The 14,461-nt window shown below is 43.8% G+C and carries 16 protein-coding genes; 4 read left to right on the top strand and 12 right to left on the bottom strand.

The window, feature by feature from the left end:
* Nucleotides 1–182 precede the first annotated feature (182 nt).
* From QUA83_RS11100 to QUA83_RS11110, 3 genes are all read right to left on the bottom strand, one after another.
* Nucleotides 183–950, bottom strand: a complete 768-nt coding sequence (locus QUA83_RS11100; protein WP_333293289.1) for an ATP-binding cassette domain-containing protein — start codon at nucleotides 948–950, stop codon at nucleotides 183–185.
* Between the two features lie 212 nt (nucleotides 951–1,162).
* Entirely contained in the window at nucleotides 1,163–2,041 is an 879-nt protein-coding gene (gene glyQ / locus QUA83_RS11105; protein ID WP_333293227.1) for a glycine--tRNA ligase subunit alpha, read from the bottom strand.
* 298 nt (nucleotides 2,042–2,339) lie between these two features.
* Nucleotides 2,340–3,854 carry a hypothetical protein gene (locus QUA83_RS11110; RefSeq protein ID WP_333293228.1) on the bottom strand — a complete coding sequence of 505 codons (1,515 nt, stop codon included), beginning with the start codon at nucleotides 3,852–3,854 and terminating at the stop codon, nucleotides 2,340–2,342.
* 133 nt (nucleotides 3,855–3,987) lie between these two features.
* On the opposite strand from QUA83_RS11110, the gene QUA83_RS11115 reads away from it, so the two are divergent.
* Complete coding sequence (locus QUA83_RS11115) at nucleotides 3,988–4,320, top strand: response regulator (protein WP_333293229.1); 333 nt, start codon at nucleotides 3,988–3,990, stop codon at nucleotides 4,318–4,320.
* Here the strand turns inward: QUA83_RS11115 and QUA83_RS11120 are convergent.
* A complete protein-coding gene (locus tag QUA83_RS11120) occupies nucleotides 4,315–4,641 on the bottom strand; it encodes an XRE family transcriptional regulator (protein ID WP_333293230.1) in 327 nt (108 codons plus the stop codon). The two genes, QUA83_RS11115 and QUA83_RS11120, sit on opposite strands and share 6 nt — an antisense overlap.
* Nucleotides 4,642–4,697: 56 nt before the next feature.
* On the opposite strand from QUA83_RS11120, the gene QUA83_RS11125 reads away from it, so the two are divergent.
* A complete protein-coding gene (locus tag QUA83_RS11125) occupies nucleotides 4,698–5,852 on the top strand; it encodes an Rpn family recombination-promoting nuclease/putative transposase (protein ID WP_333293231.1) in 1,155 nt (384 codons plus the stop codon).
* 174 nt (nucleotides 5,853–6,026) lie between these two features.
* Here QUA83_RS11125 and QUA83_RS11130 read toward each other — a convergent pair whose 3' ends face one another.
* The 7 genes from QUA83_RS11130 to QUA83_RS11160 form a co-directional block, all read right to left on the bottom strand.
* Nucleotides 6,027–6,314, bottom strand: a complete 288-nt coding sequence (locus tag QUA83_RS11130; protein ID WP_333293232.1) for an NfeD family protein — start codon at nucleotides 6,312–6,314, stop codon at nucleotides 6,027–6,029.
* 113 nt (nucleotides 6,315–6,427) lie between these two features.
* Nucleotides 6,428–6,715: an NfeD family protein gene (locus QUA83_RS11135; protein WP_333101688.1), complete on the bottom strand. Its 288-nt coding sequence runs from the start codon at nucleotides 6,713–6,715 to the stop codon at nucleotides 6,428–6,430.
* Nucleotides 6,716–7,636: 921 nt separating this feature from the next.
* A complete protein-coding gene (locus QUA83_RS11140) occupies nucleotides 7,637–8,107 on the bottom strand; it encodes a GNAT family N-acetyltransferase (RefSeq protein WP_333293233.1) in 471 nt (156 codons plus the stop codon).
* Between the two features lie 68 nt (nucleotides 8,108–8,175).
* Nucleotides 8,176–8,817, bottom strand: coding sequence for a type I restriction endonuclease (locus QUA83_RS11145; protein WP_333172710.1), 642 nt, complete (start codon nucleotides 8,815–8,817; stop codon nucleotides 8,176–8,178).
* A 43-nt stretch (nucleotides 8,818–8,860) separates the two neighbouring features.
* Nucleotides 8,861–9,910 (bottom strand): DUF1611 domain-containing protein, encoded by a 1,050-nt coding sequence (locus tag QUA83_RS11150; protein ID WP_333293234.1) that lies wholly within the window; start codon nucleotides 9,908–9,910, stop codon nucleotides 8,861–8,863.
* A gap of 73 nt (nucleotides 9,911–9,983) precedes the next feature.
* Nucleotides 9,984–10,808, bottom strand: coding sequence for a Uma2 family endonuclease (locus tag QUA83_RS11155; RefSeq protein WP_333293235.1), 825 nt, complete (start codon nucleotides 10,806–10,808; stop codon nucleotides 9,984–9,986).
* Between the two features lie 31 nt (nucleotides 10,809–10,839).
* Nucleotides 10,840–11,919, bottom strand: coding sequence for a dipeptide epimerase (locus tag QUA83_RS11160; RefSeq protein ID WP_333293236.1), 1,080 nt, complete (start codon nucleotides 11,917–11,919; stop codon nucleotides 10,840–10,842).
* Between the two features lie 121 nt (nucleotides 11,920–12,040).
* Between QUA83_RS11160 and QUA83_RS11165 the strand changes: the two genes are divergently transcribed.
* Entirely contained in the window at nucleotides 12,041–12,754 is a 714-nt protein-coding gene (locus tag QUA83_RS11165; RefSeq protein WP_333293237.1) for a hypothetical protein, read from the top strand.
* A 48-nt stretch (nucleotides 12,755–12,802) separates the two neighbouring features.
* Nucleotides 12,803–13,249, top strand: coding sequence for an NADAR family protein (locus tag QUA83_RS11170; RefSeq protein WP_333214803.1), 447 nt, complete (start codon nucleotides 12,803–12,805; stop codon nucleotides 13,247–13,249).
* Nucleotides 13,250–13,703: 454 nt separating this feature from the next.
* Here QUA83_RS11170 and QUA83_RS11175 read toward each other — a convergent pair whose 3' ends face one another.
* Complete coding sequence (locus QUA83_RS11175; protein ID WP_333293238.1) at nucleotides 13,704–14,408, bottom strand: hypothetical protein; 705 nt, start codon at nucleotides 14,406–14,408, stop codon at nucleotides 13,704–13,706.
* Nucleotides 14,409–14,461: the final 53 nt, after the last annotated feature.

The following is a 14,461-nucleotide window of genomic DNA, read 5'->3' on the forward strand; positions in this document are numbered from 1 at the left end:
CGCTATTTTTACCAACGGGGGATGAGGGCTATAAGTCAGATTCAGTCTAGCTCTTAGCCATCTTGTCACCCCCCCAGAAATTTCTCTCTTCTCTTCTCTTTCTCTGCGCCCTCTGCGCCCTCTGCGGTTAAAAAATCCAAATTAATTCCGCAACCCGTCGCAGAAATTGTTTTTTAGTTGGTTCACCATTCTTGTTGGGCTTCTGCTTCTGCTTGGATTAAATTTTGCCGTAGTTGCACCCAATTTATTTGATGAGATGGCAAATCTTCGATGAGATTTCCGCGCTGTAAATGCAGAATTCGCGTGCTAAATTGCTCGGCTAATTCTAATTGATGGTTTACCATTACAATTGTGGTTTGGCCGTTTGTTAGCTGTGTCAATACTTGCAAAAGGTGGGCGGCTTTTCCTGCGTCTAGGGCGGATGTTGGCTCGTCTAAAAGCAAGATTTTTGGTTGTAGGATGATGCCGCGGGCGATCGCCACGAGCTGTTTTTGGCCTGTGGAAAGCTGCAATTCGGTGCGATCGAGCCATTCTTGGGGTATGTGCAGTTGTTCGATCGCCCCGCTAATTCTCTCAGCAATGTTTGATGAAGTCACGCCCCGCAGCTTCAAAGGATAAGCCAATGCTTCTCGCACCGACATTCCCAAAAGCTTCGATTCTTGCAGGATGAGGGTGATTTGTTTGCGGAGTTCGATCGCAGGTATGTGGCGATATTCTGTATTTTCCAGATAAATCGAGCCGCTCGTGGGACTGCTGAGCCGGTTTAGCAACCGCAACAGCGTTGTTTTCCCCGCACCTGAAGGGCCAACAATTGCCACGCGAGATCCCTTGTGTACCTGAAACGATATATTTTCCAACAAGTAACTGGAGGCGATCGGTGTTTTCAAGCTTACACCGTCAATTCGCAGTTGAGGATTTGTTTCTGTATTATTTTCCGAATAATTAGGCATTGAATTCATTAAAAATCCCAAAAAGTTGCACATATTTCGATCCCCCTAAATCCCCCTTAAGAAGGGGGACTTTGATCGGAATCTTGTCCCCCCCTTATTAAGGGGGGTTAGGGGGGATCGGAATTCTATGCAACGACCTATAAAATTGGTATGAGTCGAGGACGATCGCAACTAAATTCATCCGTGTATCCCTGTCGTTATCCTTTTCCTTCTCAAACTTTTACAGCTTTTTCTAAAGGAAAACCCAGCTTTTCGCGCTGTTCCAAATAAAGCTGAGCAACTCGCCGCGCCAAGTTGCGAATTTTGGTAATATACCGAGTTCTTTCCGTTACCGAAATCACACCTCTAGCATCGAGTAAATTGAAAGTGTGAGAACATTTTAACACATAATCAAGACTAGGTAAAACCAATCCTTGTTTGGTCAATTGTTCGGCTTCTTGCTCGTACAATCCAAAGAGAGTAAACAGCAATTCGGGATTGGAAGCTTCAAAGTTATAAGTACACTGTTCTATTTCTCCTTGCAGGTGAACGTCGCCGTAACTTATGCCATCTTTCCACTGAATTTTCGTCATCGCATCGACTTCTTGGAGATACATTGCTAGGCGTTCCAGTCCGTAGGTAATTTCAATGGAGACGGGGCGACAGTCAATGCTACCGCACTGTTGAAAGTAGGTAAATTGGGTGATTTCCATGCCGTCGAGCCAGACTTCCCAGCCGACGCCCCAAGCTCCGAGGGTGGGCGATTCCCAGTTGTCTTCTACGAAGCGAATGTCGTGGTCTTCTGGGCTAATTCCTAATGCTCTGAGGGAGTCTAAATAGATATCTTGGATGTTGGGAGGAGAGGGTTTAATTAAAACTTGATATTGATAGTAATGTTGGAAGCGGTTGGGATTTTCGCCGTAGCGTCCGTCGGTGGGGCGGCGACAGGGTTCGATGTACGCGACTGACCAAGGTTCGGGGCCGATTGCTCTGAGAAAGGTGTGGGGATTCATGGTTCCTGCACCTTTTTCTGTGTCGTAGGATTGGGCGATCAGGCATCCTCGATCGCTCCAGAATTTGTTTAAGGTGGCAATGACTGATTGAAAGTTCACTGGTTTAAATATGGTTAGCGAGTGTCTAAGCTTATTTAAGCATACTCAAGGCACGGTTTATTCAAATAAACCCTGCCGAAATTAGATAAGAGATGCTGAACGTATCGCTGGATATTTAAGCTTTTTTTTCAGGTATATTGTATCGATCGAGTTATGGCGATCGATAATAGCAATGTTTTCTAGATCGATACTCGCATTGCGATCGGGCGCGTTGAGTCACTAACCGACGCAAAGTGGCGGATACATAACTCCTGCTGCTGTCTGTAAGCATGAGCTTTGGCTAAGCGCACCCAAGGTTCTAGGAGCAAGTATCGATCGAGTTCGACTCTGTGTTATCCTCAGAGGCAATAAAAGGAAAAGACCTGCAAATCAATCCGTGTTTACTTCGTCCCAATGGATCATCTATCTCAATTTTTATAGACTCCATATAATTACCCTGATACCCCAGAATTGCTAGAAATACCCGCACAACTAGGTTTGACAACTTGCGAAGTTCAAGAGCTACATCCACTCCACCAAATCCTTCATGAACAATCTTGTCTCTTATTGTTATGAACTCTAATTCTGGAAATAAGTCTTCATATGGCACACTATAAGTCTTAAACATTTCCTTGAGGCTAGTTCGTAAATTTCCTATCTGATTGTAGGAACCACTAGCAAAAGACTTTTCAACTTTAAGCGCAAAAATATTATATTTTTTAAGCTCATCTTGGTTATTAATACCTTGCGGGAAGTCCGATACAACCTTTAAAATCTGGTGTCTGATTTGTCGGTAAATATTCGTAGGAAGAAGGCTCTTACTAGCATTGCTCGAATGTTTTTTGTTTAAGGATTCTAAAACCGTACATAAAAGTAAGAAATTCACTGCAGCCATAGGGCTAACAAATGTATCAATGTACCAGCTTAAGGCTAAACCTACACCTTTATCGCTGAAGGTTTCCCATGTCAATTTTTTAGCACACTGCTGCATGAATTGATATAAATGAGGTGATTGTATAACAGCTATTCCCCTTGCTTCACTACGTAGTTTTCTCCCTGACCAGTATTCACTTTTTATCTGAAAATGCTCATACCTCACACCCTTGATGCTATATATTTTATCAACGCAATGCCCCGATGCAAGTGAAAGAAGTGATATGAGCCAAGCACAATAAGTCTCATAGGAATCTTGTTCATTTTCACGAATATTTCTGAGTGTCATCTCTGCGCTTAAGATACCACTTTTATTTGTGCTTTCTCTAGTTGAAACGGACTCAATACACATTTTAGCTTCAAGGTTTCCAATTTGAGCTGACAAATTCTGTATAACTTCTATATTTGCAAGACCATACACAATTTCTTGGGTTCCTCCCTCTTCTAAGGAATCTAAATTGTAATCAATGTCCAAGTCCCTAAGTCTAACTTGAGATTTACCCTCTTGGTCGATATTTTCAGAGTTGTCAAACCCAAGCGTGACTTGAAAGTTGACATCAGCAATAATCGCCTTTATTTTCCATCCCTCAAGTGTTGTGCCTTCAATCTCGTAATCACCCTCATATGGTTGTTGAACCATCTCTCTTTCAAGTCCATCTAGTTCCCAGAATTGCAGAATATCTAGTTGCTCTGTTGTCACATCTTTCAACTGATAAATGGGAGAAGATTCATAAAATCTTTTGTGACTAATATCTTGATTTACTTGCGAGTTCATTTCAAACAAAATATTGCCGTTTACATGGCAATATATATTAGCGTCATTAATTTGTATCGGCTGAGTATCTTCTTCGTGAAACTTCTTAAATATTCCTGAAAAAGTAAACTGCTTCTTAAGTTCCATACTGGGGTCTCTAGAGAGTAAATAATCCTGTTTAAATTATGAGGTTGATTCAGCAGGTTGTCTGCTTCAATACCACACAGCCTAACAATTCAAATGCAGCATAGCACAAATTAAGAAAAAGCGCTTCGATTGAGTGCTGCTGGATGCAATCATGCCATATCTAGATGGATATGAGGTGACGGCACAAGTGCGTCAGAATCAGAAGTTATCTTTTATGGCTATTGTGCTGATGATAGATTGCGATAGTCCCAGCTTAGTTTATAGGCTAGATTGTGGGGCAGATGATTTTATTTGCAAGCCAATTAAACGGAAATATCTGCTGGCGAAGATTCGGGCGTTGTTGCGGTTGAAGTCGGCGATTGAGGAACGCGATCGCCCTAGCCGCGCACGCTTGCGCGATCGCATTTACGAAGGTGCGGATACAATCACGAACGACATTACCATCCGCTTTCATCAACCCCTATAGCAATATCACAGTTTCAGCCGATTGATTTCCCCCATTACGATGGCGAAGATGCAAAGTAATTTCTGTATCGAGTCGCTTGAGGAAAAGCAGTAGTTTGCCCTCGCTAAACCGTTGAAACTCTCCGTTCATTAAATGAGATACTTCTGGCTGTGGAATGCCAAGAAGTTGACTAACTTCGCGTTGTTTTAAGTTCCGTTGTTTCAGGAGACGGATTACTTGAATCCCTATTTTGCCTCGCATAAAAAGTTCATCTGCATCCTTCAGACCGAGGTCAGCGAATACGTTGCCACTGCTTTCTTCAAAAATCGGTTCTTGTGTCATGGTTGTTCCTCTCTTGGCATGGTATAGTACCCATCTTCGATTCGCCTCGACAACTCATGAAAACAGACACCATTTTCTACAGCCTGTTTCAAGAATTTCCCAGCTTCTTCTTTGAACTGATCGATCGTTCCCCAGACGAAGCCGCCGCCTATGAATTCACCTCCCGCGAAATCAAACAACTCGCATTCCGCATCGACGGGTTATTTCTCCCCAAAACCGAAGAACCTGAAAAACCATTTTACTTGGCTGAAGTTCAGTTTCAACCCGATGCCGACTTGTACTACCGCATCTTTGGCGAACTCTTTCTCTACCTGCGACAATACAAACCCGTTAATCCTTGGCGCGTGGTTGTCATCTATCCCAATCGTCGGATCGAACACGAACAGATGCTGCAATTTCAGGAACTCTTAACCAGTCAGCGCGTCCAACGGATTTACCTTGATGAATTGCCAGAAGCCGCAGATCGATCGCTGGGAGTGAAAGTTGTTAAACTGGTAATCGAGCCAGCAGAGACAGCAGCAGAACAAGCACGGCAGTCGATCGCAATGGCCCGACAACAGATATCCGATCCTACCGTTCAACGCGATTTAATTAACCTCATCGAAACAATTATCGTCTACAAACTCCCCCTGAAAAGCCGCGAGGAAATTGCCGCCATGTTGAATTTAAGCGAACTCAGACAAACTCGATTTTACCAGGAAGTCAAGCAAGAAGGTTTAGAAGAAGGTTTAGAACAAGGACTCGAACAAGGACTCGAACAAGGTGAACGCCAAGCGAAGTTAGAAGCCATTCGTCGGATGATAGCGTTTGGAATGAATTTAGAGACGATCGCGCAATTATTAGATTTGTCTCTCGAATTTGTTCGCCAAACAATTAACAAAATCCAACGGGAATCGATGTCACTCCCCGAACAAAAGATCGACTCATTTATCGAACTATTAACTCAGCAGCGATCGCTCTTCGGGGCCGAACAATTAACCGAACTAGCCCAGTTAATTGAACCCTTATCCGATGAGATCGATGTCCTTTCAGAAGCGATTTCATCCTGGGCGGAAAATTACCCTTCAATTCAGGAAGCTCAAGCCAAACTGCTCGAACCACTACCGCCCGCTAAGGCATCAGAAAAAGCAGCAGTCAGCGGAGAAAGTAGCGAATCTCAACTCCGCGATCGCCTCAACAAACAAGCTCTCAAAAATGCCATTTTATTGTAGCGCGAGCTGCCATATTTCAACTGGTAAATAAACTGAGGCAGATATTGCTGTCTTGCGTCAGGTGTTGAGTGGAAGCGATCGCCAAATTGCCACTAAAAAACAGAATAGCCAGAACCCCGACTTCTTGAATAAGCCGGGGTTCTGACAGTGAAAAAGTTGAGATTACTTTCTAGTTTAGTCTGCAGGAGCCAGGGAAACTAACAGAGTGATGTTGTCAACGCCGATGACATAAACCGTGTCTCCCGGTGTGAGGGTGATTTGGCGATCGCAACGTGCGGGCCACCAGCTACCTTGGAAGCGGACGCGACCTGTTTGATTCGGGTAAATCGATTCATCGACGACTGCTTCTTCGTTGAAGTAGTTAAAATTGGTGTTGATGTAGTTATCCATTAAGAGATTGTTTTCTGTGCTGTAGGTGTGAGTAGAAAAAATAGAACCGAAAGCTTTTATTACGTTAAACATTTTGTTGACTCCTTTTGTGTTAAAATATATCGAAGTTTAATCGCCTATTTTGTGTTCTTTGAAAAGTAGCATTTCCTGGTTGGGATTGATTACCAGGTCGTTCATGCTCTGATTTAGTCTGCGGGAGCGAGGGAAACTAACAGAGTGATGTTGTCAACGCCGATGACATAAACCGTGTCTCCCGGTGTAAGTGTGATTTGGCGATCGCACCGTGCGGGCCACCAGCTACCTTGGAAGCGGACGCGACCTGTTTGATTCGGGTAAATCGATTCATCAACTACTGCTTCTTCGTTGAAGTAGTTAAAATTGGTGTTGACGTAATTTTTGATTAGCATATTGTTAGCTGTGCTGTATCCTTGGGTAGAGAAAATCGAGCCGAAAGCTTTTACTACGTTGAACATGATATTTACTCCTGTGGTGTTAAAATATATGGGGATGTGTAATTGTCTGTTTATGCTATTTGAGAGGCTGCATTTCCTCGGTTGAGATTGATTGATTGCCTTGATATTTCATTGTTCTTGCCTTCCGTGGTTTTATCAGGATAAAAGACAAAGAATTTTTGAAATGTTGAGGGGATTTGCGAAGCGGTTGCGGGAGTCTAAATCCAGTAATTCCGAGGTATTGAATTAAGGATTTCATGGTTGAGCAGTTGGTGGGATTTACCTTAAGGGTAGATGTGGTTAGCTACATTAGAGATTGGCTGATTCCGCATTACTACTGCTGTGAAGATGTTTTCTTTTTGGGTTTTATGTTTTGATTGGGTTGTGACTCACTTGCTTTACACTTACTAATTTGCCAGGAGTCGAATATCTTTGGGGCGATCGCCAGTCCACTTTCCGAGTCTGGTACTGGCACATGACACTGGCTAACCTGCAAACAACGATTTTGCAATGGTTTCTGCCTACATATCAGGCTGGTAGCTGTGCCAATTTAGCTAACTGGACTACCGCAAACAGTGAATTATGAACTTACGCAGTCTCGATCGCCCAATCCGGAATATCCATACATATCTAGTCCGTGACTTACGCACCAAACCCCTAAAAACCCAGTTTGTGACACCCTGTGCGCCATTAGGGGCCCGTAAGCGGATCTATGATATAAGCAAGTAAACTTGGCAACTCACCCACCCTCCCCATGCGATATTGATTTGTACCTACCTATTTAGGCATAGACCATAGGCGATCGAGACTGACGCAGATATCACGACGCGGTAGGAGTTTTTGATCGATGGAGGTCGATCGCACCCTGTTATCCAATTATTGAACAGGTCGAACTTAAAATCCATTCATAAATTCAGAATCTTAAATTCATAAAAGTCATAATTATAGACAACCTGCTTGATACTGCATAATTGTTACAGGAATTTTGAATAAAGTTTTAGCTAATTGAGACAAACCGAACTTGAATTTAAGCGACTGCGGCAATTCTTGTACGGAAACTTCTACGAAGCCAAAGCGAGTATAAAATGATGCGAGTCGCTTTCCCAAACATTCTAAATATAGCGGTTCTGTAGCTTGTTGAATTAAATATTTTGTGAGGTAGCTTCCCAAACCTCGATCGCGCCAATCTTTCGCCACCACCAAGCTGCCCAATTCTTGCGCGCCCGCAAAGTTCCGCAACTGTCCGCAAGCTGCCAATTTTTCCTCGCATTCGATGACCCAGAATTGCTCCCAGCGCAACTGAGTTGGATCGAGTCTTGCGCTCCACACTAACCTTCTAATTGATTTGATATCTTGAGCTGAGGCGGGGCGGATGGCGCATTCAGAGGGTAAGGAAAAAGAAGTTTCATTCATTATGATTCCATAAAATGATCTTTAGTAAATTTATTCTTATTTTCCGAGTCTAGTTCCAGAGGGTGTATTTAAGTATAACTGCTGTCACTGGAAATTATACCAGCTAGCCGCTTCAAAATGCGAAAAACTTCGTAAAGTTCATTTCCGGGATTCGCAATATCGAAAAGTTTAGAGACGGCATACTGCGGTGTGTCTCGTTTGGTCATTTTGATAAATCGAAAGCTGCTACCATTTGTCAGAAGCCCAAATGTTACTGGTTCTGGACTAGGGTCATTCAGCATATAAAATAGTAACTGAGGAAGCCCTGCTTCAACGGAATATTGAGAGCGTTTGGCTTCGATCGCAACTACCCAAAAAGATTTCAGCAATAGCAGGACATCGATGCTACCCCTGACAATTGTATCTTCATCTTCAATAGTCAGTTCTACTGATTTTTCTGCCTCTATGTGAAAGGGAGTCAAGTAGAAATCTGCTAAAAATAGCAAGGGAGCCAGTACCACCATTTTTACGGTATCTTCCAGCATCGCGTACTTGACACTGTTGATATAACCTGCTTTTACGTTGTCAAGCGCTCGCTTTTTGTCATCGCTAATTTCCGGTAAATCGTCAATCCACTCCCGGAAGAATTGCTCGTCTTCACAAAGTTGAAAATTAAATTTTGTTTCGACATCTAGCAGGGTCAGTGTTTTTGCTTGAATGCTTTGTGTCATAGTTTTATGTATTTATTTTTTAGTTGGTACGTATTGTAGCATATCAACTGTCGATCGCCTCCCACAAAACCTCCGCGCCAAACCTTACCGGATCGGTACAAGGCAATCCCGTTTCTGCTTGAACTTCTGCTATTGCTAACAGCGCATCTGCCTCATTTAAGTGATGAGTGTTGAGGGCGATCGCACTCACTTTTCCCCCTGCAAAAGCACCCGCAGCAGCAGCTAACATTTCGTACAAATCAACCACTTTTGATAACCGGGGAATCGATACGTGCGGGTGATTGCGAATGCTAGTTTGTCCGGCTCGGTGCGCTAACATTAAGTGAGTTGGCTGCGAACCCCGCAACAGTGGCAGAGTCGCCGTCGAACCCGGATGCAATAGCGAACCTTGCCCTTCTACGTGCAGAATATCGCATTCAGAACCCAATTTGATCGCCATTTGTTCGACAGCACCAGCGGCGAAATCAACTCGCACTGCATCCAAAGGAATGCCTTCATTTCCGATCATTAAACCAGTTTGTCCCGTTGCTAAAAATTTGGAACGCAAACCCCGCCGCAAGCAAGTGCGATTGAGTTCCAGACTGGTTGACATTTTGCCAACGCTCATATCTGTGCCGACGGTTAACACGCGGCGACAACTTAATTTAGCGGCGGCTGCAGAGGCGATGGCACCGACAGATTTCGGTTCCTGACGCACGTCCCAAATCCATTGATTTTCGGTTAAAGGAACTGTTATCAAAGGTGCAAGTTTCGCGTGCAAACCGTTGACAACTGACAAACCTGCTGCTACTGCTTGATTAATTTCTGGCACCCATTCCGCAGGCAAAACACCGCCGGAAGGAGCGATACCAATTAGCAGAATATTCGGCGCAAATTGCAGTGCTTCTGCAACGGAAGCAACTATCGGTACTTGTTGAGGAATGCCCGTTAATTCAGGTAAAGATTGTCCGGCACATTGGCTGTCTATTACTGCTACAATTTGTGCTTCGCTGTAGCGCAAAAATGCTAAACCTGTTTTGCCGGAAGAACCGAGAATACCCTCGTGCAGCAAGATTGCAACTTTGCCATTTTTGATCGGATAGTTTTTAGTCATTGGTTCACTTTTGATAGGCGGATTTTAGATTTTAGCTTCAATCTAAAATCTAAAATCTAAAATCGATTGGGTGTTAGCTGTGATTTGGGTTCAGGATAAGATCATTCGGATCTTCTCCCAATTCTCGCAATCTGGCCTCTAGTCGCGAGGCTCGCTGGCGTTCCTGTTCCGCTTGTTGTTGAGCGGCTTCGGCTTGTTGTTGAGCGGCTTCGGCTTGTTGTTGAGCGGCTTCGGCTTGTTGTTGAGCGGCTTCCTCCGGCAACAAAACTAAATTGCCAGATTCATCGAAAAAACGCACCCAAGTCGCTGTTTCTCGATCGACAATTCCTTCCCAAGTGCCCAACCAAAAACCTAACGTTTCGCACCACAGCCAACCCCGCTCGTTGGGCACTAACGGCTGATAGCGCAGGTTGGCATCTAAACGCCATCCTTGCAAAGAATTCGGCTCAAAAGGATCGAAAACAAAGTAATCAGGAGTTCTAAAAACCTGCTCGTAAATATCCTTTTTTTTCCCTGTATCCTGATTTGCCGTTGACGGTGACAGCAGTTCCACAATGACATCCGGGTAACGTCCGTTTTCTTCCCAAACTACCCAGCCTTGTCGAGAAGTATTGCTGTCTACACCCAACACAGCGAAAAAATCCGGGCCTCGGAAATCCTGATTCCGAATCTGTTTAGCGCTGTAATAAATAAACATATTGCCACCGACAAAAAAATCGTTCCGGTTAGCAAAACCTTGTTCTACGGAACGGATTAAAACGGTCATTGCTATACGGTGGCGGTTGCTTTCCATTTCTGCACCATCATCAAAAATTAAATCAGTCGGCGGTTTATGTTCTTCAAAAAAAAGTTTGGCTTCTCTATCAATTCCCTGTCCTATTGATTCTACTGGTATCATACTATCTCCAGATTTATCTTGAGCGATACTTCTATTCTACAATCTTCATTCGCTGCACTCCCAATCCCGATCGCCCGTTTGGCAACAAACACCCATTTTCGACGATCGCACCGGTGAAAGGATCGTCTAATAAATTTAAGTGACTGTCCAAATCCAAATAGTCAGCTAGCGGTGAAAGTTGTGCTGCTGCTGTATTTGCGATCGCGCTATCTGAATAGCAGCCGAACATTACTTGCAAATTGCAGGCTTTTGCGGTGTGAATCATCCGCATTGCTTCAGTCAATCCCCCTGACTTCATCATTTTGATATTAATGCCGTGGACGCAGTGCGCTAATTTGGGTATATCGGAACTATTAAAGCAACTTTCATCAGCAAAAATTGGCAGGGGCGATTTACGGTACAGTTCTGAGAATTCATCCATACCCGCGACGGGTGAAAGGGGCTGTTCTACATAATTTATCTGGTATTTTTCTAGCCAGTGACACATTTCGAGCGCACTGCTCAAACTCCAACCACCGTTAGCATCTACACTGATTTTAAGGTTAGCGGGTGCTTCCTTTAGCACTGCTATTAACATAACTTTGTCGGCTTCGATTCCTTCGGGATTGCCTAATTTGACCTTGACGGCGCGGTATTTGATGCTTGCTGGATCTGTCCCATCTTTACCAAACCAATCGCGCACTCTTTCTCTTGCACCAGACGGCGAATTAATGCCGATTGTGACCGAGGTGGGGACGATGCGCGATCGATCTAATCCCCACATTTTCCACAGCGGCAAGCCTGCTTTTTTCCCCAGCCAGTCGTGCATTGCCATGTCTATGCCGGCGCGGGCGGCTGAGGGTAAGTTGGCCTCTGTTAATACTTGTTCGATTTTTTGGCGATCGAACGGAGTAAACTTTTCTAGCAGCGGTGCGACTTCCTGCAATGCAGCTAGCAGAATTTCGGTACTTTGGGGCCGAGAACCTGTGGAAAACGGCGAAGCTTCTCCCCAGCCTTCGATGCCTTCGTGTGCTAATTTTACCCATAAATTCGTACTTTGGGCTGTTGTACCGCGGCTGATGGTAAGGGCAAACCGCTTGCGGACAGTGAAAGTTTCAATTTGAACGTGCATTGTCAGTGATTGGTAATTTTTTGTAGATAAAAATCCGAGGGGGCGGATTGCGCCGCTATTGCCATTTTTAACTTTTTACTTTATAGTTTGATTTTGCTTGTTCTAGTTTATCAAAAACTTGATGAAATTCATTATTTCTGTTTCGCCGAAGAGAGTTGCTTTCTCTCTCAGCATTTGGGTGCTCTTCTTTGCTGTTGCTGGTTGCATCGTACAAGTTCTGCGGTACGGTTTTAACTATAAAGAACGCTGGATTAGTTTGTTTAACTTAGACCAAGAAATAAATTATCCTTCGTGGTACTCGTCATTTACTTTGCTGTTTTGCGCGATTTTGCTAGGTATTATTGCTAGTGCTAAGAAGAAGCAGGGCGATCGGTATTTTGGACACTGGAAAGCGCTGGCGTTGATGTTTGTATTTTTTTCTTTAGATGAAATATTGAGTCTGCACGAAATATTAATTATTAACGACTTGCGAAAGGCACTGAATTTAGGGGGGATTTTTTACTTCATTTGGGTAATTCCTGGGGCGATTTTTGTTGGGGTTACTGCGCTGGCTTATCTCAAGTTTCTCCGGCACCTACCCCGGCAAACAAGGGACTTTTTCTTACTAGCAGGCAGTATATATGTGGGTGGAGCACTTGGCATGGAAATGGTTACTGGCTATTATGCAGATGCGGTAACTAAACGAAACTTGATATACGGTTTGATGGTTTGTGTTGAGGAAGTTTTGGAAATGGTAGGGGTAATCGTATTCATCTACGCCCTGCTGTCTTACATCGGTTCCCATCTTGAAGATATTGATGTGCGGTTGAAGATAGTGGATAATCCAGAGAGGTAAAACTGACGATTAACCAAGATTATTAACGAAATTGAAATCGCAGACTTTATGGCTATCTACTTCTACACCACTGCCAGCGAATACGGCTGTTTTTCTAATTTTTCCAGTCATGGATTCGAGTTAGACGGAGAATATTGGCCAACTACCGAGCATTATTTTCAAGCACAAAAGTTTCCCAAAACGGCTCATTGTGACCAAATTCGCCACGCAAAAACACCGAAAGATGCCGCAAAAATGGGACGTGATCGCTCTCGTCCCCTCCGTAAAGATTGGGAAAAAGTAAAAGATGATATCATGCGAAAAGCCGTACTCCGAAAATTTGAAACTCATGCCGAAATTAGAGAAATTTTACTCGCTACAGCGGATGAGGAAATAGTCGAAAATTCCCCTGTTGATTACTATTGGGGTTGCGGTAAAGATGGCAGCGGCAAAAATATGTTGGGCCAGATTTTAATGGAAGTAAGGGAAATATTGCGAAAACGCACGTCAGAGTAAAACAGAACTTAAATTTCCCAAACTAAAGCAGGACTTATTTAATCCTAAGTCCTGCAATGCTCGTCAGCGAGCATTTCCTCAATTTTCTTAAACACTGAACTCATAAATCGGCATGAGCAACTGTCAAAACTTGTGTCAATCTCGTCGGGCTGTTCTAGTAGAGGGTTTAGCCTCTCCTCAGAGACTGCGAAGCAGGGGAAACGGTAAAAACCCTGCACCACTTTTTTTGTTTTAACAACTACTCTTAACCGGAATTAACTTTTCTCGTCGCAAGTACAGCATTGTTAGCCCGTCGCCTCCCGGACACCGTTCCCCTAAGGTTGGCGATTCACAGGTAAAACAGCAAAACACCTGTTCTGGTTAAAGTTTGTTTTTTATTGATGCTGTATCTTTACTATTGTGTACGATTTGTGGAAAGTGTCAGCAGTGCTACAGAATTCTTTACATTTGTGATTTATTTGGATACAATAGCGCCACTCTGTCGCAGTTGGTGTTGAATTTTGTTAAATTCTTTCTGTTCTGCGCTTAGCAAACTATTGTCGATCGGCGATCGCATATCCCACTGCAATTCGGACAATAACAACAAACAGCCGGCCATAATTATTCCTGTGGTTAGATATTGCCAAGGTGCAACAAATGTTAATACAGGTATGCTAAATAAATGAGTTAGTCCAATCAGGAGAAAAGTGCGCGATCGCAAACCTAATCCCGTCAACAAATAGCCGATCGCGCTCAACCCCAACCACAAATCGCACAGATGCAGCAACAAACCTCCCCAACCGGCAAAAATACTGCAATCCGTCAGAACCAAACCAGTTATCATCAAAATCGCCCAAGAGTAAAGAATCCAGCTAACACGCTCGACTCTTACCCAAAACAAAGTCAAAACAGCCATTGCCGCAGTGCCAACTAAAGTCAAACTTGACCACAGAATCGCCTGAAAGCTCCAACTGATAGGGACAAACTGAGCCGTAAAAAAAATCCCCCCTGTCACCAAACCCCAAAGCAGAAAAGTTTGGTCGATGCGGGTATAAAATCCTGAGAAAAGAGTAATATTTCCAATTTGCCAGCGGAGTTGCAACAGGCCTTCGAGGTCTTGTACGTCGAGATGTTCCTGTTTGCTGCGGATTAGGGGTTCGGAGGCGTTGAAAAAGGTCATCCAGTGTTGGGGAAAGTATGAAGTTTTGTGTATTGTAACAAGTCTTAAAGCAT

The organism is Microcoleus sp. K1-B1 (assembly GCF_036704705.1).
Classification (GTDB): Bacteria; Cyanobacteriota; Cyanobacteriia; order Cyanobacteriales; family Microcoleaceae; genus Microcoleus.

Excerpts from the sequence above, each read along its gene's own strand:
- QUA83_RS11130 (WP_333293232.1), bottom strand. The coding sequence starts at position 6,314 with ATGTTTAACGTAATAAAAGCTTTCGGTTCTATTTTTTCTACTCACACC.
- QUA83_RS11170 (WP_333214803.1), top strand. The coding sequence starts at position 12,803 with ATGGCTATCTACTTCTACACCACTGCCAGCGAATACGGCTGTTTTTCT.
- QUA83_RS11125 (WP_333293231.1), top strand. The coding sequence starts at position 4,698 with ATGAAAACAGACACCATTTTCTACAGCCTGTTTCAAGAATTTCCCAGC.
- QUA83_RS11155 (WP_333293235.1), bottom strand. The coding sequence starts at position 10,808 with ATGATACCAGTAGAATCAATAGGACAGGGAATTGATAGAGAAGCCAAA.
- QUA83_RS11120 (WP_333293230.1), bottom strand. The coding sequence starts at position 4,641 with ATGACACAAGAACCGATTTTTGAAGAAAGCAGTGGCAACGTATTCGCT.
- QUA83_RS11110 (WP_333293228.1), bottom strand. The coding sequence starts at position 3,854 with ATGGAACTTAAGAAGCAGTTTACTTTTTCAGGAATATTTAAGAAGTTT.
- QUA83_RS11160 (WP_333293236.1), bottom strand. The coding sequence starts at position 11,919 with ATGCACGTTCAAATTGAAACTTTCACTGTCCGCAAGCGGTTTGCCCTT.
- QUA83_RS11150 (WP_333293234.1), bottom strand. The coding sequence starts at position 9,910 with ATGACTAAAAACTATCCGATCAAAAATGGCAAAGTTGCAATCTTGCTG.
- QUA83_RS11175 (WP_333293238.1), bottom strand. The coding sequence starts at position 14,408 with ATGACCTTTTTCAACGCCTCCGAACCCCTAATCCGCAGCAAACAGGAA.
- QUA83_RS11145 (WP_333172710.1), bottom strand. The coding sequence starts at position 8,817 with ATGACACAAAGCATTCAAGCAAAAACACTGACCCTGCTAGATGTCGAA.
- QUA83_RS11140 (WP_333293233.1), bottom strand. The coding sequence starts at position 8,107 with ATGAATGAAACTTCTTTTTCCTTACCCTCTGAATGCGCCATCCGCCCC.
- QUA83_RS11100 (WP_333293289.1), bottom strand. The coding sequence starts at position 950 with ATGCCTAATTATTCGGAAAATAATACAGAAACAAATCCTCAACTGCGA.
- QUA83_RS11135 (WP_333101688.1), bottom strand. The coding sequence starts at position 6,715 with ATGTTCAACGTAGTAAAAGCTTTCGGCTCGATTTTCTCTACCCAAGGA.
- QUA83_RS11165 (WP_333293237.1), top strand. The coding sequence starts at position 12,041 with ATGAAATTCATTATTTCTGTTTCGCCGAAGAGAGTTGCTTTCTCTCTC.